18 protein-coding genes are annotated in these 20,759 nt (G+C 70.2%); 7 read left to right on the top strand and 11 right to left on the bottom strand.

Features of this window, described 5'->3' with window-relative positions:
* Positions 1–105 precede the first annotated feature (105 nt).
* Complete coding sequence (locus MTBUT4_RS13225; protein ID WP_173980153.1) at positions 106–2,802, top strand: bifunctional acetate--CoA ligase family protein/GNAT family N-acetyltransferase; 2,697 nt, start codon at positions 106–108, stop codon at positions 2,800–2,802.
* Between the two features lie 12 nt (positions 2,803–2,814).
* On the opposite strand, the gene MTBUT4_RS13220 is transcribed toward MTBUT4_RS13225, so the two are convergent.
* From MTBUT4_RS13220 to MTBUT4_RS13210, 3 genes are read right to left on the bottom strand one after another with little or no spacing between them, the layout of a single operon-like run.
* Complete coding sequence (locus MTBUT4_RS13220) at positions 2,815–3,150, bottom strand: STAS domain-containing protein (protein ID WP_173980152.1); 336 nt, start codon at positions 3,148–3,150, stop codon at positions 2,815–2,817.
* 12 nt (positions 3,151–3,162) lie between these two features.
* Positions 3,163–5,124: a SpoIIE family protein phosphatase gene (locus MTBUT4_RS13215; RefSeq protein WP_173980151.1), complete on the bottom strand. Its 1,962-nt coding sequence runs from the start codon at positions 5,122–5,124 to the stop codon at positions 3,163–3,165.
* Positions 5,121–5,486 (bottom strand): response regulator, encoded by a 366-nt coding sequence (locus MTBUT4_RS13210; protein ID WP_173980150.1) that lies wholly within the window; start codon positions 5,484–5,486, stop codon positions 5,121–5,123. Before MTBUT4_RS13210 ends, MTBUT4_RS13215 begins: the two co-directional genes overlap by 4 nt.
* A gap of 101 nt (positions 5,487–5,587) precedes the next feature.
* Between MTBUT4_RS13210 and MTBUT4_RS13205 the strand changes: the two genes are divergently transcribed.
* From MTBUT4_RS13205 to MTBUT4_RS13185, 5 genes are all read left to right on the top strand, one after another.
* Positions 5,588–7,549, top strand: a complete 1,962-nt coding sequence (locus MTBUT4_RS13205; RefSeq protein ID WP_254434857.1) for a hybrid sensor histidine kinase/response regulator — start codon at positions 5,588–5,590, stop codon at positions 7,547–7,549.
* A 119-nt stretch (positions 7,550–7,668) separates the two neighbouring features.
* Positions 7,669–8,187, top strand: coding sequence for a TadE/TadG family type IV pilus assembly protein (locus MTBUT4_RS13200; RefSeq protein ID WP_173980149.1), 519 nt, complete (start codon positions 7,669–7,671; stop codon positions 8,185–8,187).
* 80 nt (positions 8,188–8,267) lie between these two features.
* Positions 8,268–8,744: a TadE/TadG family type IV pilus assembly protein gene (locus MTBUT4_RS13195; RefSeq protein ID WP_173980148.1), complete on the top strand. Its 477-nt coding sequence runs from the start codon at positions 8,268–8,270 to the stop codon at positions 8,742–8,744.
* 10 nt (positions 8,745–8,754) lie between these two features.
* The gene (locus MTBUT4_RS13190) at positions 8,755–10,134 is read left to right on the top strand and encodes a pilus assembly protein TadG-related protein (RefSeq protein ID WP_173980147.1); all 1,380 of its coding nucleotides are present in this window, start codon (positions 8,755–8,757) and stop codon (positions 10,132–10,134) included.
* 93 nt (positions 10,135–10,227) lie between these two features.
* A complete protein-coding gene (locus MTBUT4_RS13185) occupies positions 10,228–11,697 on the top strand; it encodes a GGDEF domain-containing protein (protein ID WP_173980146.1) in 1,470 nt (489 codons plus the stop codon).
* Position 11,698: 1 nt separating this feature from the next.
* Here the strand turns inward: MTBUT4_RS13185 and MTBUT4_RS13180 are convergent, their stop codons facing one another.
* The gene (locus tag MTBUT4_RS13180) at positions 11,699–12,112 is read right to left on the bottom strand and encodes a pilus assembly protein N-terminal domain-containing protein (protein WP_217424171.1); all 414 of its coding nucleotides are present in this window, start codon (positions 12,110–12,112) and stop codon (positions 11,699–11,701) included.
* A 106-nt stretch (positions 12,113–12,218) separates the two neighbouring features.
* Between MTBUT4_RS13180 and MTBUT4_RS13175 the strand changes: the two genes are divergently transcribed.
* Positions 12,219–12,989, top strand: coding sequence for a tetratricopeptide repeat protein (locus MTBUT4_RS13175; RefSeq protein WP_173980144.1), 771 nt, complete (start codon positions 12,219–12,221; stop codon positions 12,987–12,989).
* A 289-nt stretch (positions 12,990–13,278) separates the two neighbouring features.
* Here the strand turns inward: MTBUT4_RS13175 and MTBUT4_RS13170 are convergent, their stop codons facing one another.
* The 7 genes from MTBUT4_RS13170 to cpaB are packed head-to-tail and all read right to left on the bottom strand — an operon-like array spanning position 13,279 to position 20,726.
* A complete protein-coding gene (locus MTBUT4_RS13170) occupies positions 13,279–14,232 on the bottom strand; it encodes a type II secretion system F family protein (RefSeq protein ID WP_173980143.1) in 954 nt (317 codons plus the stop codon).
* A gap of 17 nt (positions 14,233–14,249) precedes the next feature.
* Positions 14,250–15,227 carry a type II secretion system F family protein gene (locus MTBUT4_RS13165; RefSeq protein WP_173980142.1) on the bottom strand — a complete coding sequence of 326 codons (978 nt, stop codon included), beginning with the start codon at positions 15,225–15,227 and terminating at the stop codon, positions 14,250–14,252.
* Positions 15,220–16,587 (bottom strand): CpaF family protein, encoded by a 1,368-nt coding sequence (locus MTBUT4_RS13160; protein WP_173980141.1) that lies wholly within the window; start codon positions 16,585–16,587, stop codon positions 15,220–15,222. The genes MTBUT4_RS13165 and MTBUT4_RS13160 overlap by 8 nt, the downstream gene beginning before the upstream one ends.
* Before the next feature lie 5 nt (positions 16,588–16,592).
* Positions 16,593–17,777 (bottom strand): cellulose synthase operon protein YhjQ/BcsQ, encoded by a 1,185-nt coding sequence (locus MTBUT4_RS13155; protein WP_173980140.1) that lies wholly within the window; start codon positions 17,775–17,777, stop codon positions 16,593–16,595.
* Positions 17,778–17,788: 11 nt separating this feature from the next.
* Positions 17,789–18,436 (bottom strand): CpaD family pilus assembly lipoprotein, encoded by a 648-nt coding sequence (locus MTBUT4_RS13150; protein ID WP_173980139.1) that lies wholly within the window; start codon positions 18,434–18,436, stop codon positions 17,789–17,791.
* A 9-nt stretch (positions 18,437–18,445) separates the two neighbouring features.
* Positions 18,446–19,861 (bottom strand): type II and III secretion system protein family protein, encoded by a 1,416-nt coding sequence (locus tag MTBUT4_RS13145; RefSeq protein ID WP_173980138.1) that lies wholly within the window; start codon positions 19,859–19,861, stop codon positions 18,446–18,448.
* A 1-nt stretch (position 19,862) separates the two neighbouring features.
* Positions 19,863–20,726, bottom strand: coding sequence for a Flp pilus assembly protein CpaB (cpaB, locus tag MTBUT4_RS13140; protein ID WP_173980137.1), 864 nt, complete (start codon positions 20,724–20,726; stop codon positions 19,863–19,865).
* Positions 20,727–20,759: the final 33 nt, after the last annotated feature.

Genomic DNA, 20,759 nt, shown 5'->3' with positions numbered 1-20,759 from the left:
TGGCGGCACAGCCCGGAATGCCGGGCATGACGTTCGCGGTTATTGCACCGCACAATGGTCGGGGATAAGGTTCGTCGCCAGGATGAACGGCATATCGGCCAGACCATGAGCGTGCGCAATCTGAAGGCCCTGTTCCGCCCCGAATCCATTGCCGTGGTGGGGGCGACCACCCAGGCCCGGGCGCCCGGATCGGTGGTCATGCGCAATCTGCTGCAAGGCGCCTTCGCCGGCCCCATCATGCCGGTCACCGCCGAGCACCGCTCGGTGGGCGGCGTGCTGGCCTATCCGGACGTGGCCAGCCTGCCCCAGGCCCCCGACCTCGCCCTCATCTGCACCCCGGCGGCGACCATTCCCGGCCATGTGCGGGCGCTGGGCGAAAAGGGCGCCCGGGCGGCCTGCATCATGACCCCGGCGCTGCAGCATGCCCAGGACGACAGCGGCCTGACCATCCTGCAATCGGTGCGGGCCGAGGCCAAGCGCTTCGGCATGCGCCTGCTGGGTCCCAATTCCATGGGCATCCTGGTCCCCGGCATCGGCCTCAACGCCAGCTTCGCGCCGGAGAACGCGCTGGGCGGCAAGCTGGCTTTCGTGTCGCAATCGGGCGCCCTGTGCACGGCGGTGCTGGACTGGGCCTGCACCAAGGGCATCGGCTTCTCGCACTTCATCCACACCGGCGACGGGGTGGATGTGGGCTTCGGCGACATTCTCGACTATCTCGGCAGCGATCCCTTCACCCGCGCCATCCTGCTGTACATCGAGGCCATCGACGAGCGTCGCAACTTCATGTCGGCGGCCCGCGCCGCCGCCCGCAACAAGCCGCTGCTGGTGATCAAGGCCGGCCGCTCGGTCGAGGGGGCGCGGGCGGCCAGTTCGCATACCGGCGCCCTGGCCGGCTCGGACCTGGTGTTCGACGCCGCCATCCGCCGCGCCGGCATGCTGCGGGTGCAGGACATCGACGAGATCTTCGGCGCGGTCGAGACCCTGGCCCGCTCGCGCCCGGTGAAGGGCCAGCGGCTGGCGGTGCTGACCAATGGCGGCGGCATCGGCGTCATCGCCGCCGACGACCTCAGCGACGGCGGCGGCACCCTGGCCGAGCTGCCGCCCGAGGTGCTGGAAAAGCTGGCCGCCATCTGCCCGCCCAACTGGTCGCGCGGCAATCCGGTCGACATCGTCGGCGACGCCGATGGCGAGCGCTACGCCAAGGCGCTGGCCATCCTGCTCGACTGCAAGGCGGTGGACGCGGTGCTGGTGATGTATGCCCCCACCGCCATCTCCGATCCCGATTCGGTGGCCGAGGCGGTGATCAAGGTCTTCAAGGAGCGCCCGCGCGCCAACATCATGACCTGCTGGGTCGGTTCGGAGAAGGTCGCCCATGCCCGGCGCCTGTTCGCCGAGGCCGCCGTGCCCACCTTCGAGACGCCGCGGGCGGCGGTGCAGGGCTTCCTGCATCTGCTGGAATACCGCCGCAACCAGGACATGCTGATGGAGGTGCCGGCCTCGGCCACCGCCGATTTCGTGCCCGACGTCGCCTATGTGCGGCGCATCCTCAAGGACGCCCTGACCCGCGGCGACGACGTGCTGACCGAGCCGGAAGCCAAGGCGGTGCTGTCGGCCTACGGCATCCCCACCATCGAGACCCGCATCGCCCATTCCCCGGCCGAGGCCAGCCGCATCGCCCGCGAGCTGGGCCGGCCGGTGGCGCTGAAGATCCTGTCCCACGACATCGTCCACAAATCCGACGTCGGCGGCGTGGTGCTGAACCTGGACGGCCCCTTCGAGGTGGAGAAGGCCGCCAACGCCATGCTGGAACGGGTCGCCGCCACCTACCCCGAGGCCCGCATCGACGGCTTCACCGTGCAGCCCATGGCAGTGCGCAAGCCCGGAACCCAGGAGCTGATCGTCGGCGTCGCCACCGATCCCATCTTCGGCCCGGTCATCCTGTTCGGCCAGGGCGGCGTGGCGGTCGAGATCATCGGCGACCGCGCGGTGGCGCTGCCGCCGCTCAACATGAACCTGGCCGCCGAGCTGGTGCGGCGCACCCAGGTCTCGAGGCTGCTGGCCGGCTATCGCGGCCGCCCGCCGGCCAATCTGGAGGCGCTGCACACGGCGCTGATCCAGGTGTCGCAGATGGTGGTGGACTTCCCCGAGATCGTCGAGCTGGACATCAACCCGCTGCGCTGCGATTCCGGCGGCGTGCTGGCGCTGGACGCCTCCATCAAGGTGGCCGCGGTGGCGCCCGGCACCGAGCGCCTGGCCATCCGCCCCTACCCCGCCGAACTGGAGGAATGCTTCCTCATGAACGACGGGCGCCACGTGCTGCTGCGCCCGATCCGCCCCGAGGACGAGCCCAACCACCACGTCCTGGTGTCCAGGCTGACGCCCGAGGACATCCGTTTCCGCTTCTTCGGCCTGGTGCACGAACTGCCCCACACCGAGATGGCGCGCCTGACCCAGATCGACTACGACCGCGAGATGGCCTTCATCGGCGAGCTGACCAACCCCGACGGCAGCCGCGAGACCCTGGGCGTGGTCCGCACGGTGACCGACCCGGACAACGAGAAGGCCGAATTCGCCGTGGTGGTGCGCTCGGACCTCAAGGGCTCGGGCCTGGGCAAGCGCCTGCTGACCAAGATGATCGAGTACTGCCGCAGCCGCGGCACCGGCGCCATCGTCGGCCAGGTGCTGAAGGACAATTCGCGCATGCTGCGCTTCGTCGAGCACCTGGGCTTCGTCCCCGTGCGCACGGTGGACGGCGACATCGTCGAGGTGGAATACGACCTGACCAAGCCGGCGAAAGATTAGGACGGCGCAGGATTAACCCAGCGCCGCTTCGGCCTCGGCGCGGGTGGCGTAGACGGGGAAGACCCGCATCAGGCCGCTGACCTGGAAGACGTCGCGGACCGGCTCGTCCATGCCGAACAGGTGGACGCGGCCGCCCTCGGGGTTGAGGCGCTTGGCGGCCAGGATGAGGGCCCTGAGGCCGGTGCTGGCGATGAAGGTGAGGTGCGACATGTCCACCAGCACCTCGGCGGCGCCGTCGTCGAGCGCCCTCTGCAGGCTTTCGTCGAACGCATCGGCCACCGCGCTCGACAACCGCCCGGCCACCGTCACCACGGCGATTCGACCCTGGCGGTCGATCTGCAGCTCCATATCCGTTCCCCCTCACCCCAGCGGCTTGAACAGGCGCAGGCGGTTGCGCCCCTCGACCCGATCATAATCCGCCCGCGCGACAAGCGTCATGACAAACTGCAATCTCCCGTCGGCAGCGTCCTTGGCCTCGGGTTCGGGCGAAGCGCCGTCATCGACGATTTCGGCGAGCATCCCCTCCGCCCCAAGCCCGAGGTGCACCGCGATGGTCCGGGCGCCGCCCCGCCCGCCGGCCCGGCGCACGATGGCGGCGACGCAGTCCTCGACCGCCATGGTCAGGGCGTAGCCGGCGGCGACCGGCACCTCGTGGCGGTGCAGATAGGCATCCAGCGCCGCCACCAGGCGGGCGACCTCGACCAGATCGGCGGCGATCTCCATCTCGAACCCGGACCGGCCCGGGACGCGGCCGAGGAAGCGGATCGCAACGCCGGTCAGGTCGTCGCTGTGGGGCTGGCCCTGTTCGAAGCCCCGCACCGCCGCCAGCATGGATTCGAGCAGGGCCGCCGGCTCGGCGCCGGCCCAGGCGCCGGCCAGCCCGGCCAGGCGATGGCGCCCGAATTCCTCGCCGGACGGGGCGGCCGCCTCGACGACGCCGTCGGTGTAGACCAGGACGGTGTCGCCGGAGGCCAGCGCCAGTTCGGCCTCGGAATAGGTGCCGCCCCAGATGACGCCGAGCAGCAGATCGTCGGCGCCCCTGACCCAGTCGGTCGCGCCGTCGGCCCGGATCAGCAGCGGCCAGAGATGGCCGGCATTGGCATAGGTGAAGGTGCCGGCGACCACGTCCAGGATGCCGTAGAACAGCGAGACGAACATGCCGCGCTCGTTGTCGGCGCTGAGCTGCTCGTTGAGGCGCTCCAGGCAGCGCGACGGCGACAGCCCGAACAGGGCGGTGGCGCGCAGCAGGGTGCGCACCATGGCCATGTAGACGGCGGCCGGCACGCCCTTGCCCGAGACGTCGCCAACGGCGATGCCGATGCGGTCGTCGTCGAGCCTGAAGAAATCGTAGAAATCGCCGCCGACCTCGCGCGCCGGAACCATCACGCCGGCGCCGGCCGCCGCCACATGGGGCGGGAACTGGCGCGGCAGGATGGACATCTGGACGTCGCGGGCGACGTTCAGCTCCTTCTCCACCGCCGCCAGGTAGTCGAGCTCGACCTGGCGCAGCCGCTTCTTCTCCAGGCACGCGCCGATGCGGGCGCGCAGCAGCACCCGGTTGAACGGCTTGGACAGGTAATCCTCGGCACCGATCTCGATGCAGCGCGCGATGTTGTCGGATTCGTCCAGGGCCGACACCATGATCACCGGCAGCGCCCGCAAATCCGGCGACGACTTGATCGCCTTCAGCACCTCGTCGCCGTTCATGCCGGGCATGATCATGTCGAGCAGGACCAGGTCGAAGGGCTGCGCCGTCACCGCGTCATAGGCGGCCAGCCCGTCGGCCACCGCCGTCACCTGATGGCCCTCGCGGGTCAGGTACTGGACCAGGACGTCGCGGTTCTGGGCGCTGTCGTCGGCCACCAGGATGCGCCCGACCGGACCGGCCGGCGGCGCCTCTCCCTCGCGCGCGGCGGCGGGCGCTTGCGGCGGCAGCGCCCGCTCGATGGCCACCAGCACCTCGGACACCGCGTCGAGGACGTGGTGCGCCGCCGCGCCGGTCGCCCCGTCGCCCTCCTCCTCGGCGATTTCCAGGACCAGCTCGCCGAATCCCTTCACCGCCACCAGCGGCGAGCGCAGGTCGTGGCGAAGGCGCGAGCAGACGGACTCGGGCGAACCTTCGGCATCGAAGCCGGCGGCGGCAGGGTCGGCGGCCATGGCCTGCAACTGGCGGGCGGCCACGGCCATGCACTCGGTCTCGGCAACGCCGCCGGCGGCGGCGAGATCGTCGGTCAGCGTCACCAGCCGTGCCGCCGCCGGCCCGACGATCTCGCCGACGCGGGCGAACGGCAGCGCCAGCGGGGCGTCGGCCGGCCGGGTCATGGCTGCAACAGCCGTTCGATCTTTTCCAGCAACTGCGGAAACTCGATGGGCTTGGTGTCGTAGTCGTCGCAACCGGCGGCCAGCGCCTTCTCGCGATCATCGGCCATGGCGTGCGCGGTCAGCGCGATCACCGGAACCGCGCGGGTCGCCTCGTCCTGCTTCAGCACCCGGGTGGCATCCCAACCGTTCAGCACCGGCAGGCTCATGTCCATCAGCACCAGATCCGGGCGCTCGGCGCGGACCATGTCCACCCCCTGCTGGCCGTCCTCGGCCAACAGCACCCGGTAGCCCTTGCGCTCGAGGCGGCGCGACAGCATGTCGCGGTTCATCTCGTTGTCTTCGACCAGCAATATGGTCGCCATGTCGCCGCCCTCCGGCTGTCATCGTTCTGTAATGTTCAAGTACTTGATCCCCCCAGATTATCACAATCATAATAGGGGTATCCATCCAGGGTGGAGACGACGTGTCCGAGGCTGCAGTACCCCCGACGGAAAACTGGAACGTCCGGGTCCGCGACTTGGTGATCGCCCAGCCCTCGGTCGATGCCGACTCCCTGTGCGGCGACGTCTTCCGCATGCTCACCGACCATGCCGACTGGCCGGGCGTGGCGGTCACCGACGCCGAGGCCCGGGTCCTCGGGCTGGTCAGCCGCAGCGCCTCCATGGCGATCCTGGCCAAGCCGGTGATGCTGGATCTCTACACCCGCCGCCCCGTCGAGCGGATCATGCAGCCCGCCCCGCTGCTGGTCGATGCCGACGACAGCATCGACGAGCTGTCGGCCCGCATCCTGGGCGAGAACGTCAACGCCCTGGTGGACGGTTTCGTCATCACCGAGAACGGCCGCTATGCCGGCCTCGGCACCGCGCTCAGCCTGCTCGAGGCGACGGTGGCGCAGGCCCGGCGCCGCTCGGAATGGATGGAGCAGGCGCGCGAGGCGGCCGAGGCCGCCAACATCGCCAAGAGCCGCTTCCTCGCCAACATGAGCCACGAACTGCGCACGCCGCTGAACGCCATCATCGGCTACAGCGAGATGGTCGAGGAGGAGTTGGAGGATCTGGGCGAGACCGCCCTGGTGCCGGACCTGAAGAAGATCCGGGGCGCCGGCCGGCATCTGCTGTCGCTGATCAACGACATCCTCGATTTGTCCAAGATCGAGGCGGGCAAGACCGAACTGTTCATCGAGGGTTTCGACGTCCTGGCCATGATCGCCGAGGTCGCCGCCACCGTCGATCCGCTGGTCCATGCCAAGGCCAACCGGCTGGAGGTCGAGTGCCCGGCCGACATCGGCGCCATGGAGGCCGACCTCACCAAGGTCCGCCAGACCCTGTTCAACCTGCTGTCCAACGCCGCCAAGTTCACCGAGAACGGAACCATCCGGCTGGTCGCCGGCCGCGACGGCGACCATGTGGTCTTCACCGTCTCCGATTCCGGCATCGGCATCTCGCCCGAGCAGATGGCGCGCCTGTTCCAGCCCTTCAACCAGGCCGACGCCTCGACCACCCGCAAGTACGGCGGCACCGGCCTCGGACTGGCCATCAGCCGCGCCTTCTGCGAGATGATGGGCGGGTCGATCACGGCCGAGAGCGAGGCCGGCAAGGGGACCGCCTTCACCGTCCGGCTGCCGGCGCGGGTGGTCAAGGACAGCCCGCCTCCGGTCGCGCCCGCCGCGTCCACCGCCACGGCGGCGGCGGCGCTCATCCTGGTGATCGACGACGACCCCGCCGCCCGCGACCTGATCGGGCGCATGCTCAGGGATAGCGGCTTCCGGGTCGCCACCGCCGAGGACGGCGAATCCGGCCTCAGGATGGCGCGCGAACTGCGGCCCGGCGCCATCACCCTGGACGTGCTGATGCCCGGCATCGACGGCTGGAAGACCCTGACCGCGCTGAAGGCCGACCCCGACCTGGCCGCCATCCCGGTGATCATGGTCTCCATGGCCGGCGATGCCGAAATGGCGGTGGCGTTGGGCGCCACCCACGTCGTCCCGAAGCCGGTGGACCGCAATGCCCTGGCCGCAATCCTGGGGCAGCTCAGGCCCGGCGCCGCCGGCCGCGTCCTGGTGGTCGAGGACGACCCCAACAACCGCGACATGCTGACCCGGATGCTGGTGGGCGACGGCTGGAGCGTCGATACCGCCGCCAACGGCCGCCTCGCCCTCGACCGGGTCGCCGAGCGCCTGCCCGATCTGGTCCTGCTCGACCTGATGATGCCGGAGATGGACGGGTTCGACTTCCTGATCGCGCTGCGCCGTAATCCCGAGGCACGGGAGGTGCCGGTGGTGGTGCTGACCGCCAAGGACGTCACCGCCGAGGATCGCGCCCGCCTGGCCGGCTCGGCCCAGCGCATCCTGGCCAAGGGGGCGGTGGACCGGGAATCGCTGCTGGCCGAACTTCACCGGCTGATTCCACATCCGCAAAAAAGATAAAATTCGAACGGAATTCGCCTCTTCTTATGCTTTATTTGATGCACAAATAAATTATTTCACGGCGACATGGTCGTCGTCGTATAATGGCCTGTCCTTAAAGTATTCATCGGCGACAGGCCATGCGCACCCTTGCCACATTCTTGCGTCTTTCCGGCGACCGCCGCGGCGCGGCGGCAGTGGAATTCGCGGTGATCGCCCTGCCGCTGTTCATGATGCTGTTCGGCATGATCGAGACCGGCATCATGGCCTTTACTTCGGCGGTGCTCGAGGCGGCAACGCGCGAGGCCGCCCGCCAGGTGCGCACCGGCGTGGTGCAGAACGCCGGCGACGCGGTGGCCCGCTTCCGCGCCGAGTTCTGCCCGCATCTGCCGGCCACCCTGGCCTGCGACCGCTTCCACTTCGACGTCCGCACCTTCCCCGACTTCGCCGCCATCACCCTGCCGCCGGTCACCCTGGATGCCGCCGGGGTGCCGCAGGGGCTGCAATTCGCCCCCGGCGCGGCCAACGAGGTGGTGACGGTGCGGGTCATCCACCCCTACCGCTTCGTCACCCCCTGGGTGGGCGAGGTCATCAGCGGCGGCGGCGACGTCGTGCCGCTGATCTCGACCGCGGTCATGCGCACGGAGCCGTTCCAATGAGCCCGCGCTGCACGAGCCCTCGGGCGCCGGGCGGCGGGCTGCGCCTTGGTTTTCTCGGCTGTACCAGGGGCGCCGTCGCGGTGGAGTACGCCTTGCTGCTGCCGGCCATGGTGTCGGCCCTGCTGGGGGCGGTCGAGACCTTCCAGGCGGTGCAGGCCTATTCCAAGGCGGTGTCGGCGGCACAGACGGTGGCCGACCTCAGCGCCCGGGCCGACAGCCACAGCGGCGCCACCCTGGCCGCCATCGCCACCGCCGCCCAGCGGGTGATGGACCCGCTGCCCAGCACCACCGCCAGCATGGGCATCCGGGTCGAAAGCGTGGTCTTCGCCGCCAACGGCACGGCGACGGCGCAATGGGGCTACAGCTGGGGTTCCGGCGCCGATCCGGTGCCGCTGTCCAAGGTCACCGGCCTGGGCAAGGCCGGCGAGAGCGTGGTGACGGTGTCGTTCCGCTATGCCCACGCGCCGCTGCTGCACGACCTGTTGGGCACGCTGACCTTCCGCGAGACCGCGGTGGCGCGCCCGCGCGTCACCCGTGTCATCCCCTTCTCCGGCTAGGGAGGTCGCCATGCGATCCCTGCTTTCCTGTTCCAAGGGCAGCGTCGCCGCCATCTTCGCCCTCACCCTGGTGCCGGTGCTGCTGGCGGTCGGCCTGGCGGTCGACACCGCGCGGGCCTATGCGGTGAAAAGCCGCCTGCAGCAGGCTCTCGACGCGGCCGCCCTGGCGGTGGGGTCCTCCACCGGCACCGATACGGAATTGCAGGCGCTGGGGCAGAAGTTCTTCGACGCCAATTTCAAGCCGTCGGGGCTGGCCACCACCTCCAGCATCCAGATCGCCGTCAATGGCGACACCATCACCGCCGCCGGCACCGCCACCGTCGATACCACATTGATGGGGCTGGCCGGCTTCGACACCATGCAGATCGCCGAGCAGTCCCAGGTCATCCGCGCCATCCGCGGCCTGGAACTGGCGATGGTGCTGGACAATACCGGGTCCATGACCAGCAACGACAATATCGGCGCCCTGCGCGAGGCGGCGGCCGAGCTGACCGACATCCTGTTCGGCGGCCAGGCCGTGCATCCCAAGTTGCGGATCGCGCTGGTGCCCTATTCCGCCTCGGTCAATCCCGGGGCGGTCTCGGAATCCCTGATCGCCGGCAGCGACGTGGTCGATCCCAATAATGTCCTGGGCTGGAAGGGCTGCGTCATCGAGCGCGCCCAGCCCGACGCGGTAGCCGACACCCCGGCCTCGACCCGGTCCTGGACCCGCTATCAGTGGCTGCCGGCCATCGACAACAGCTACGATCCCACCACGGCATCGACGGTGCGGGCCGACCCGTCCACCGGCAATGGCGGCACCGGCCCCAATCTGGGCTGCCCGACGCCCATCACCCCGCTGACCGGCGACAAGGCCACCCTGGATTCCGCCATCGCCGCCATGCGCGCCTGGAGCCGCGGCGGCACCTTCAGCGACATCGGCATGGCCTGGGGCCTGCGGGTGCTGTCGCCCGAGCCGCCCTTTACCGAGGGCCTGGCCTGGAACACGCCGAAATGGGACAAGGCGGTGATCCTGATGACCGACGGCGAGAACCAGTTCTACAAGCTGACCAGCAATTCCGGACCCAACAAGCCCAATACCGCGGTCAATTCGGACCAGACCGGCTATGGCCGCCTGGACGAGCTGGGGCGGCTGGGCACCACCAGCCTGACCACCGCCAAGGCCACCATCAATTCGCGCATGACCTCGGTGTGCCAGGCGATGAAGGCCAAGGGCATCATCGTCTACACCATCACCTTCACCTCGGGGATCAACAGCGCCACCAAGGAGCTTTACCGGTCGTGCGCGTCCTCGCCGTCCAAGTACTTCGACTCGCCCACCCAGGACGAGCTGAAGGCCAGCTTCCGCGCCATCGCCACCGAATTGTCGCAGCTGAGAATCAGCCTGTAGCGGCAATCGGCCGGACAAGCCAAACCTCCGGCCAGTGTTCCACCCTTCGCAAGCCGGCTATGGTCCGGTCGGGACGGCAGGACGGGGGTACGGATGACGCAGCTCGATTTGGCGCCGCCAACGGGACGGCGCGGCAGGGAGCTGGGCGTCTACGGCTTCATATTCATCACCTTGTTGGGCTTCGGCCTCTGGCTCGGCATCGACCTCGCCGACGGACGGCAGCGGATCATCGCCGACCGGACGCAGTTGGCGATCCAGAAAAGCCAGTTCATGAGCCAGTGGTTCGGCTCCAACATCCTTGCCGCCGACTACGTTCTTCGGGGGATCAACGACAAGGTGGGTCCCGGCAGCCTCGATCCCGACAAGGCCTTGGGCCTGTCGGGCTGGCTCACCGAGAAGACGAAATCCGTTCCCGGCGTGGTCGGGATCACCATCTATGACGAGACCTGCGTTTTCGTGGCGGCGGCGGATCCCGGGCTCATCGGCTTTCGCAGCAACCAGAAGGTCTGTGTCGAGCGGCCGGAGCGTATCGAGGACAGGCTTCACGTTCAGTACGTACCGGCCGAGAAATCGGCGTCCAAGCGGGCGGTCGTCCTGGCGTCCCGTCACCGCCTGTCGCCGGACGGGCAACTGCTTGGCGGCGCGCTGGCGGCCATCGACCTCGGCTTCGCCCGCGACTGGATCGGCACCTTCGACGTCGGTGCCGACGACGTCCTTGCGGTGGTGGACGGCGACGGCATCCTGCTGGCCCGCAATCCGCACCTTCCCGAGGCCATCGGCAAGCGGACGCCGTCGCCCGCCGGGCAACCCAGCTTCGGCGAAACCCGCTCCAGTGCCGGCTTCATTGCCGTCTCGCCCCTCGACGGCCGCCAGCGCATCTACGGGATCAGCAAGATCGAGGACGTCCCGATGGTGATCATCGTCGGCTTCGACATGAGCGGCAGCCTGGCGGAATGGCGGCGGCGGGCCTGGCAGTTGTCCGCCGGCTACTTCTCCCTGGTGATCCTGTCCCTGCTCGCCCTGCGCGCCCACATGACGGCGCTGCATCAACGAGAAGAGATGCGCCGCCTCGCCACCACCGATGCCCTGACCGGAGTCTCCAACCGCCGCCATTTCGTCAGCGCCGGCGTGCACGAGACCCAGCGGGCGTCCCGGTACGGCAGCACCCTTTCGGTGCTGATGGTCGACATCGATCACTTCAAGGCGATCAACGATACCTGGGGCCATGCCACCGGCGACCGTGCCATCCAGTCCCTGGCCCGGAACATGGTCGCCCCGGTGCGCGACCAGGACATCGTGGGGCGGCTGGGCGGCGAGGAATTCGCCATCCTGCTGCCGGAAACCTGCCAGGACGGCGCCAGGACCATTGCCGAACGGCTGCGCCTCGCCGTCCAGGACGACTCGTCCATCACCACCGCCGATGGCGCCACGGTGCGGTTCACCATCAGCATCGGCGTTGCCACCTACACCACCGGCGATTCGTTCGACAACCTGATGACCCGGGCCGACCAGGCGCTCTATCGGGCCAAGGAAGGAGGGCGCAACCGGGTGGTGGCCGGATAGACTATCGCGCCGCCGCCTCCTTGCCCTCCACCGCGCGGCTGCACGAGCTGCCGCAGGCGTAGACCACGGTCCTGCCCCCGGGATCGATGCCCTTGCCCGCCCCGTAGGTCACGGTGACCGCGCCGGCGCCGCCGGGATGAACCACCACCCGGGCCTCCAGCAGCACCGCCCGGCCGCCGCCCAGCACCGTCAGGGTGGTGCCGCCGGGGCGCTTGCCGAACACCGCCAGGCGGTTCGGCCCCTCCACCGACACGTCGGCCACGGTGGGGTCGCCCACCACCACCGAGCGGGCCGGCTTGGCCAGGGTGACCAGCGCGGCGTGCCCCGCCCCGACTTCGATGGGGGCGTCGGCGGCGGCGGCCGGAGACAGCGCGGCGAAGGCGGCCGCGAGGGCGAAGGCTTGCAGTCTCGACATCTTCCCCATCCCGAATGAAGTATTGGACAAAGTCATCATAATGCAGATAATAGGGAGCAGGCAAGTTTTGCTTGTTCGTTATTTACTTTTAATATGGGCGAAAATCATGACGCATTTTATGCATCTTCCCGCCGCCGCCCTGCTCGCGCTGTCGCTGGCCGCCTGCGCCGGTGCCCCCGCCCCCGACGGCGCGGGCGTCGATACCGTCGCCAAGGCGGTGGAGCCGTCCTTGCGCGCCGCCGCCGCCACCGCCGAGGCCAATCAGGACTGGAAGGGGGCCGCCCATCACTGGCGCACCCTTCATTCCCGCTATCCCCAGGACAAGGCCCTGGCGCTATCCCTGGCGCGGGCGCTGCGCTACGCCGGCGAGGCCCAGGCCGGCGCCGACCTGGTGCAGCCGGTCCTGGATCGGGTGGGGCGCGACCCGGCGCTGGTGGCGGAACTGGGCAAGGCCTGGCTGGCCGCCGACCGCCTCGGCCTGGCCACCCGCACCCTGGAGGAGGCGCGGTCGCTGGCGCCCTCCGACTGGGAGGTGCACTCCGCCCTGGGCGTCGCCTTCGACGCCGCCGCCCGCCATGACGAGGCGCGGGCGGCCTATGCCAGGGCGCTGGAGCTGTCGCCCGACAATCCGCAGGTTCTCAACAATCTCGGCCTGTCCCAGGCCATGGCGGGCCGGCTGGACGAGGCCGTCGCCACCCTCCGCCGCGCCGACGACCAGCCCCGCGCCGGCAGCCAGATCCGCCAGAACCTGGCTTTGCTGCTGGCGCTCAAGGGCGACGCCGTGGCTGCCGAACGGGCCGCCGCCAGGGACCTGCCGCCCGAAGCCACCCGCGCCAACGCCGCCTTCTACCGATGGGCGGCGGGTCAGGGACGGTAATCCTTCATTTCTCCCCTTCTCCCCTCCCCTTGATGGGGAGGGGTTGGGGGCGGGGTGAGTTCCGCGACACCGCCGACGCGGTTCCCCCCCACCCCGGCCCTCCCCCGCGTGCGAAGCACGCATTGTTGAAAGGCGGGCTTCGCCCGCAAGGGGGGAGGGAGTCTTCTCCCCTCCCCTTGATGGGGAGGGGTTGGGGGTGGGGTGAGTTCCGCGACACAGCCGACGCGGTTCCCCCCCACCCCGGCCCTCCCCCGCAAGGGGGGAGGGGGAGAAGGGGGGAGGTTGAGAGTCAGCCGCCGGCCCGGAACTGCATCACCTGGATCACCGCCGGACCGGCGATGACCAGGAACAGCACCGGCAGGAAGAAGGTGATCATCGGCACCGTCAGCTTGGCCGGCAGGGCGGCCGCCTTCTTCTCGGCGGCGGCCATGCGCGACTCCCGGGTTTCCTGGGCCAGCACGCGCAAGGCCTGGCTCACCGGGGTGCCGTATTTCTCGGACTGCACCAGCGCCGTGGCCAGCGACTTGAACAGCGGCAGCCCGGTGCGCTCGGCCAGATTGTCCCAGGCCAGCCGACGGTCGCCGAGGAAGGCCAGCTCGGCCGCCGCCAGCCCCATCTCCTCGGCCAGGGCCGGCGAGGACGAGCCCAGTTCCTCGGTGACGCGGATCAGCGCCCCTTCCACCGACTGGCCGGCCTCGACGCAGATGACCATCAGGTCGAGGGCCTCGGGGAAGGCGCGGGTCAGAGCCTGGCGGCGCCGCTGCACCAGATTGGCCAGCCACAGGGCCGGCACGTAGCTGCCGGCGATGAAGGCCGACAGCGCCACCATCAGCCGGGTGGTGGCGGGCCGGTCGCCGAAGGCGGGGGAGTAGACATAGAGCAGCGCAGCCACCAGCAGCACCACCGGCAGGGCGACGCGGGAGAAGATGAAGGTCACGGCGGCGGTGTTGCCGCGGTAGCCGGCGCGGGCCAGCTTCAGCTTCAGATCCCGGGCCTCCAGCAGTTCCTGCAGGTTGAGCCGGGCGATCACCGCCTTCATCAGGCCGACATGGCGCCGGGGCTGGAAGCGGCCGCCGCCCAGGCGCTCGCGCTGGCTGGCCGACAGCTCGCGGCGCCGCTCCGCCACCGCCTTGAGGCGCCCCGCCAACTGGTCGCGCGACGCCAGCGGCACGCCGAGGGCCAGCACCGAGACGAAGGCGGCCAGCGTGGCCACGGTGACGATGAGGATTTCCATGGCGGCCATGGCCGGCTCCCTTTCCCTCACATGTCGAAATTGATCATCCTGCGCATGACCAGCGCCCCGGCCAGCATCAGCACCACCCCGATGGCGACCAGGAACTGGCCGGTATCGGTGGTGAACAGCAGCATCACGTAGTCGCGCCCGACCAGGAACAGCATGCCGGCCACCACCAGCGGCAGCGAGCCGATGATGGCGGCCGAGGCGGTGGCTTCCGACGAATAGGCCTTGATCTTGTCGCGCATGCGCTTCCGCGCCCGCAGCACCTCGGCCAGCTTGGCCAGGGTCTCGGCCAGGTTGCCGCCGGTCTGCTGCTGGATGGCCAGCACGATGGCGAAATACTTGAAATCGGCGGTGGGGGTGCGCTCGACGGCGCGCTCCAGCGCCTCCTGCAGCGACAGGCCCAGCTTCTGGCCTTCCGCCATCAGGCGGAACTCGGTGCCCAGCGGCGCCGGCATGTCGCGGCCGATGATGGCGATGCACTCGCCCAGGGGCAGGCCCGAGCGCAGGCCGCGGACGATGACGTCCAGGGCTTCGGCGAACTGGCCGGTGAAGCGGCCGATGCGGCGGGCCGCCAGCACCGACAGGGCGAATTTGGGCAGCCCCAGGCCGACGATCAGCGCCGCCAGCGGGATGGCCAGCGGCGGCAGGTGCCCGGCCCAGGCGAACAGTGCCCCCAGCGCCGCCAGGGCGGCATTGACGGCGAGATAGTGCCAGAGGCCGGCGCGGATGCCGGCCTGCATCATCTGCTCGCGCAGCCGGAAGGCCCAGGTGGCGCCCTTGCCCTCGGCATCGATGCGGGCCTGCAGCGTGCGCCGCTTGACCGACGGCCCGCGCGACGGGTCCAGCGCCTCCGGCCTGACGCCGCCGATGCGGGCGATGCGGCGGCGCAGGGTGGCACGCGGCCCCTTGACCGCATCGGCCAGCCACCAGGCGAACAGTCCCAGCGCCGACAGCAGGGTCAGCACCACGGCGAAGATCAGGACGGGCAGGTCAGACATGGTCGCTCAAGGCCTCCGCCAGCTCGCGTTCACGGCCGAAATAGCGGGCGCGGTCCCAGAACGCCGGGCGGATGCCGGTGGCGCGGTGGCGCCCGGTGATGCGTCCCTGGGCATCCTCGCCCTCGATGTCGTAGACGAACAGGTCCTGCAGGGTGATGACGTCGCCCTCCATCCCCACCACCTCGGTGACGTGGGTGATCTTGCGGCTGCCGTCCCTCAGGCGCGAGGCCTGGACGATGATGTTCACCGCCGAGCTGATCTGCTCGCGCACCGCCTTGGCCGGCAGGTTGTAGCCGCCCATGGCGATCATGTTCTCGACGCGGGACAGAGCGTCGCGCGGGGTGTTGGCGTGGATGGTGCCCATGGAGCCGTCATGGCCGGTGTTCATGGCCTGCAGCAGGTCGAAGGCCTCGGGGCCGCGCACCTCGCCGACGATGATCCGCTCGGGGCGCATGCGCAGGCAGTTGCGCACCAGATCGCGCATGGTCACCTGCCCCACTCCCTCCAGGTTGGGCGGGCGGGTCTCGAGGCGCACCACGTGGGGCTGCTGCAACTGCAGCTCGGCGGCGTCCTCGCAGGTGACGATGCGCTCGCCGGCGTCGATGTAGAGGGTCAGGCAGTTCAGCAGGGTGGTCTTGCCCGAGCCGGTGCCGCCCGACACCAGGATGTTGCAGCGGCTGGCCGCCGCCACCTCCAGCAGCTTGGCCCCGGCCGGCGAGATGGTGCCGAAGCCGATCAGCTTGTCCAGGGTCAGCTTGTCGCGCTTGAACTTGCGGATGGTGAGCGTGGGTCCGTCCAGGGCCAGCGGCGGCACGATGACGTTGACGCGGCTGCCGTCGGCGAGGCGGGCGTCGCAGATGGGGCTGGCCTCGTCCACGCGGCGCCCCACCGCCGAGACGATGCGCTGGCAGATGTTCATCAGCTGGGCGTTGTCGCGGAAGCGGATGTCGGTGAGCTCGATGCGCCCGTTGGTCTCGATGTAGACCTTGCCGGCCCCGTTCACCATGATGTCGGCGATGTCGTCGCGGGCGATCAACGGCTCCAGCGGCCCCAGGCCGAGCACGTCGTTGCAGATGTCGGCGATGACCACCTGCTGCTCGGCCGCCGACAGCGTGAGGTTCCGCATGGAGATGATCTCGGCGACGATGTCCGAGATCTCCTCGCGCACCGCATGGCCGTCGAGGCGCCCCAGCTCGGTGGGATCGACCGAATTGATGAGGTCGTTGAAGATGGCGATCTTGATGTCGGAGAGACGCTGGTCGGGCAGACGCTGATCGGATGCCGGCGCGGCCGCCTGAACCGCCGCCGGCTGGGCGGCCGGGGCAGGAACGGGAGCGGAGGCGGCGCGGCGTCCGAACATGGCATTCACCTCGCCAGCAGGCGCAGCAGCGGATTGCCGCGCGGCGCGGTCTCGCGGACGGTACGGCCCGACAGCCGCTCGGCGAAGCCCCGCACCTGCTCCACCACCTTGTGCCCCCGTGCCGCCTCGGCCAGCATCTGGCCGTTATTGGCGGCCTCGCCGAACAGCTGGGGCTCGAAGGGAAGCGCCAGGGCCGGTTCGGCCCCCAGGGTCTCGGTGAAATCCTTGGGCGACAGCTGGGTCTTGCGGTAGCAATCGAGCTTGTTGAGGACCACCTTCGGCGCCGCCCCGGAACGGCGGCCGGACAGACCGTCCAGCAGGGTCTTGGCCTCCCGCAGGCTGGCGAGGTCGGCCTGCGCCACCGCCACCACCTCGTCGGCGCCGGCCAGGACATGGCCGGTCCAGTCGCACCACAGCCGCGGCAGATCGACCACCACCACCGGCGCCATGCGCGAACACAGCTCCAGCAGGCGATCGACGCCGTCCAGGGTGGCGGCGGCGGCCTGGCGCGGATCGGCGCCCGCCGCCAGCACCCGCAGTTGCTCGCCGTAAGGCACCATCAGGCGTTCCAGCAGCACCGGGTCCATGCGCTCGGGCGCCGCCAGGGCGTCGGCCACGGTCTGGCGCGGGTCGATGTTGAAGGCCAGCAGCGAGGTGCCGAAGGCGAGGTCGAGATCGACGTAGAGGGCGGCTTCGCCCAGCACCCCGCCCAGGGCATGGGCGGTGTTCTGGGCCAGGGTCGAGGCCCCGGCGCCGCCGCGCACGCCCCAGAACGCCATCACCTTGCCGCGCGGGGCGGCGGCCGGGTCGGCGAACAGCGCAGCCACCGCCTCGGCCAGCGGGGCGGCGGCGACCGGGGCGACCAGGTATTCGCTGACGCCCTTGGCCATCAGGGTGCGGTAGAGGCGGATGTCGTTGAGCTGCCCCACCACGATGACCCTTGTGCCGGGCTCGCACAATTCGGCCAGCTGGTCGAGGCGGCGGCACAGCGCGGCATCGTCGTCGTCCTCCTCGACGATCACCACCTGGGGCGAGGACCGCCCGCCGTACTCCGCCACCGCCGCCGCCAGACCGCCGGGGAAGCTCTGGATGCGGGCCATGGCGAAAGCGCTGTCGGCGGCCAGCCGGGCCACCGCCTCGGCGAAGGCCGGCGTGAGGGTGAAGGCGTCGATGGTGGCGCGGCAGATCATCGCCCCCTCCCCTATTTGCTGCCGACGGTGGACAGGGTGGCGCTGGGCTTGGCCTCCTCGGCCTTGGAGGCGGTGGCCTTGCCCTCGCCGTACTTGGTCAGCACGTCGGCCGAGCGCACGCCGGAGCGCCCGGTGGCGCCGCGCGCCCGCTCCAGATCGGCCGGGTCGGAGACCATCAGGCCGATGTTGCGGGCGATGGCGCAGCCGAAATTGGCGGTGTTCTGGTTGCGCCGGTCGGGATTGACCGCCTCGGGCCAGGCGCCGCATTCCGGCACCACCGCCACCCAGATGGGCACCCGGATCTCGGCGGCGACGGCCGGGGCGGTGGCGAATGTGACGGCGACGGCATCCGCCCCGGCCTCGTCCAGCGCCTCCGTCACCACCCCGGCGAAGGTGCGCGCCGCCTCGTCCGACGGCCCCGCCGCCGCCACCGCCACCGGCCCGGCGCCGCGGCGCAGGTGCTCGCGCACCAGATCGGCGATCACCGCACGGTCGGCGGGCGACAGCGGCGCGCCGTCGCGCCACGGGCTCAGCGCGGCCACCGCCTGGCGCTTCTCCACCGTCGGGCGGAAGCGCTGGTGCGGGTCGTAATCGGCCAGGGGCGCGGCTTCGCAGGCGGCGAGCAGGGCAACGGCGGCAAGGATGGCGAACGAGCGCATGGGGGGCTCCTATTGCACGATGTAGCCGACCGGACCCTGCAGCTCGGGCGCAACGGCGGCGCCGGCGCGGCCCGACAGGTAGGTCTCCTGCAGCCGGTTGAGCAGGATGCGATCGAGGTCCGAGGATGGCGCGAAGCCGTCGGTGGGCAGGGCCAGGCCGGGCTTCTCCAGCGGCTGCACCACATAGGCGGAGACGATCACCACCAGCTCGGTTTCCTTACGCTGGAACGAGGTGGACTTGAACAGCGCGCCCAGCACCGGCACGTCCATCAGCCCGGGCATGCCCGACAGGGTCGAGGTGATGTCGTTCTGCAGCAGCCCGGCGATCATGATCGAGCCGCCCGATGGCATCTCCACCGTCGACGAGGCGCGGCGCACCGACAGGCCGGGGATCTGGGTGCTGGACAGGGTCACCGTCAGCGAGCTGTCGATGGCGCTGACCTCGGACTGCATCTTGAGCGAGATGCGGCCGGGATCGAGAACCACCGGGGTGAAGTTAAGAAGAACTCCGAACTGCTTGAATTCTATTGAAATCTTGCCCAGGTCCTCGGCCACGGGAATGGGGAACTCGCCGCCCGCCAGCAGATTGGCGGTCTCGCCCGACACGGCGGTCAGATTGGGCTCGACCAGGGTGCGGATGAGGCCCTGGCGCTCCAGCGCGCTCAGGCTGGCGACCAGCGAACTGATGCCGGTGACCGAGACCGTTCCGAACAGCTGCGAGGCGCTCTGCGTCAATCCGATGGTTGACGCGGTGGCGATATTGGCGACCTGGTCGCCCATGCGGGCGATGGGACCGGACAGGCCGACGCCCAGCTCCTTCAGCACCGTCTTCTGCATCTCGGCGACCTTGACCTGCAGCATCACCTGCTGCTCGGCCGAGACCCGCAGCAGGTTGACCACGTTGGCATCGTCCTTGACGAAGCGCCGCGCCAGCGAGCGGGCGTTGACGACGGCGACGTCGCTCTTCACCGTGCCGGCGAGGTAGATGCTGTCGCCGACCCCGGAGACGCGGATGCGGGTCTCGTCCGGCAGCACCTGGGCCAGCACCGCTTTCAGGGCCTCGGCATCCACATGGACATCGACGGCGATGCGGCGCATCACCGTGCCGGTGGCGTCGAAGAAGGTGACGTCGGTCTGCCCCACCCCGCGCGCCGCCAGCAGCACCTGGGTCGGGCTGCGCACCAGGGCATCGACCACATCGGGATTGCCGACCACGATGTCCCTTACCGGCGCCGGCAGCAGGATCTCGGTGGTCTTGTTGAGGGCCAGACGGGCGATGTCCGACGGGGCGCGGGCGGGCGTCGCCAGCGGCTGGGCGGCGACGGCGATACGCGGGGCCGGGACCGCCGGCGGCGGCTCGGCGGCGAAGCCGGGCTGGGCCAGGAACAGGCCGAGGGCGGCAAGGGCGGAGCGGATGCGGATCATCTCAGTAGCTCCCGGTCGAGACGGTGCCGGCGCGGTTGATGCGCACGCCGCCGCCGCCGTTGCTGGTCCGGGGCTCGCCGTTCAGGGCGCGCATGGCCTTCGACGCCTCGATGTCGGCAGTGAACGAGGCCATGGCGGTGGTTTCCGGCGCCTCCTCCTCCCGCGCCTGCGGCCGCAGCACCAGGGACAATTGCCCCATCATGCCGGCGGCGATCATGGCTTCCGCCTGCTTGGGCGACACCTCGATGGTGGCGGTCTTGCCCTGGATGGCGGCGCCGTCCTTGCCGCGGGCGATCTGCTGGTCGATGGCCAGCACCTTGACGTCGCGCAGCACCGTCTCGGCGGCGAAGCGGACGATGGGGCCGCCCTTGCCCACCGAGTCCTGGTCGGCGCGCTGGAAATCGGCGGCCATCACCACATCGACGCGGTCGCCCGGGGCGACGAAGCCCGACACCGCGCTGGCATTGCTGATGGCCACCGAGACCGCGCGCATGCCGGGGGCGAGCAGGCCGGCCAGCAGCCCGGCATCGGGCTTGGCGGCGGCGGCCTGGGTGAAGGGCTCGCCCTCGGCCAGGGCGCGGCGGGTGACCAGGCCGACCATCTGCGCCCGCGGGTCCTCGCCCGGCTTGCGGGCGACGAAGCGCTGGGCCGCATTGGCCGGCCACGGCTCGTAGCGCAGATCGGCCTCGGCCAAAGCGGTGCCGGCCGCCACCTCGCGGGCCACCACCAGCACCTCGGCAACGGGCGCCGCCTGGGTCGCCACCGGCCGCGCCGCCTGGGTCGAAACCCAGCGCTGGGCCAGGAAGGCGGTCGCGGACGCGGCGGCGACGGCAACGGCCATCAGAACGATTACGACGGGTTTCATCCCTCATCCCTCCCCCGGGCGCGGCCGATGGCC

Origin of the sequence: Magnetospirillum sp. UT-4 (assembly GCF_902729435.1) — a bacterium.
Lineage (GTDB): Bacteria > Pseudomonadota > Alphaproteobacteria > Rhodospirillales > Magnetospirillaceae > Magnetospirillum.
Note: the sequence above shows the minus strand (reverse complement) of the source record. Positions and strands in the feature narration are given on the sequence as shown.

What these genes read in the sequence shown, in the direction of transcription:
- MTBUT4_RS13225 (WP_173980153.1), top strand. Translation starts at nt 106, where the DNA reads ATGAGCGTGCGCAATCTGAAGGCCCTGTTCCGCCCCGAATCCATTGCC.
- MTBUT4_RS13160 (WP_173980141.1), bottom strand. Translation starts at nt 16,587, where the DNA reads ATGTTCGGACGCCGCGCCGCCTCCGCTCCCGTTCCTGCCCCGGCCGCC.
- MTBUT4_RS13145 (WP_173980138.1), bottom strand. Translation starts at nt 19,861, where the DNA reads ATGATCCGCATCCGCTCCGCCCTTGCCGCCCTCGGCCTGTTCCTGGCC.
- MTBUT4_RS13210 (WP_173980150.1), bottom strand. Translation starts at nt 5,486, where the DNA reads ATGGCGACCATATTGCTGGTCGAAGACAACGAGATGAACCGCGACATG.
- MTBUT4_RS13200 (WP_173980149.1), top strand. Translation starts at nt 7,669, where the DNA reads ATGCGCACCCTTGCCACATTCTTGCGTCTTTCCGGCGACCGCCGCGGC.
- MTBUT4_RS13150 (WP_173980139.1), bottom strand. Translation starts at nt 18,436, where the DNA reads ATGCGCTCGTTCGCCATCCTTGCCGCCGTTGCCCTGCTCGCCGCCTGC.
- MTBUT4_RS13180 (WP_217424171.1), bottom strand. Translation starts at nt 12,112, where the DNA reads ATGTCGAGACTGCAAGCCTTCGCCCTCGCGGCCGCCTTCGCCGCGCTG.
- MTBUT4_RS13215 (WP_173980151.1), bottom strand. Translation starts at nt 5,124, where the DNA reads ATGACCCGGCCGGCCGACGCCCCGCTGGCGCTGCCGTTCGCCCGCGTC.
- MTBUT4_RS13165 (WP_173980142.1), bottom strand. Translation starts at nt 15,227, where the DNA reads ATGTCTGACCTGCCCGTCCTGATCTTCGCCGTGGTGCTGACCCTGCTG.
- MTBUT4_RS13175 (WP_173980144.1), top strand. Translation starts at nt 12,219, where the DNA reads ATGACGCATTTTATGCATCTTCCCGCCGCCGCCCTGCTCGCGCTGTCG.
- MTBUT4_RS13190 (WP_173980147.1), top strand. Translation starts at nt 8,755, where the DNA reads ATGCGATCCCTGCTTTCCTGTTCCAAGGGCAGCGTCGCCGCCATCTTC.
- MTBUT4_RS13170 (WP_173980143.1), bottom strand. Translation starts at nt 14,232, where the DNA reads ATGGCCGCCATGGAAATCCTCATCGTCACCGTGGCCACGCTGGCCGCC.
- MTBUT4_RS13185 (WP_173980146.1), top strand. Translation starts at nt 10,228, where the DNA reads ATGACGCAGCTCGATTTGGCGCCGCCAACGGGACGGCGCGGCAGGGAG.
- MTBUT4_RS13155 (WP_173980140.1), bottom strand. Translation starts at nt 17,777, where the DNA reads ATGATCTGCCGCGCCACCATCGACGCCTTCACCCTCACGCCGGCCTTC.
- cpaB (WP_173980137.1), bottom strand. Translation starts at nt 20,726, where the DNA reads ATGAAACCCGTCGTAATCGTTCTGATGGCCGTTGCCGTCGCCGCCGCG.
- MTBUT4_RS13220 (WP_173980152.1), bottom strand. Translation starts at nt 3,150, where the DNA reads ATGGAGCTGCAGATCGACCGCCAGGGTCGAATCGCCGTGGTGACGGTG.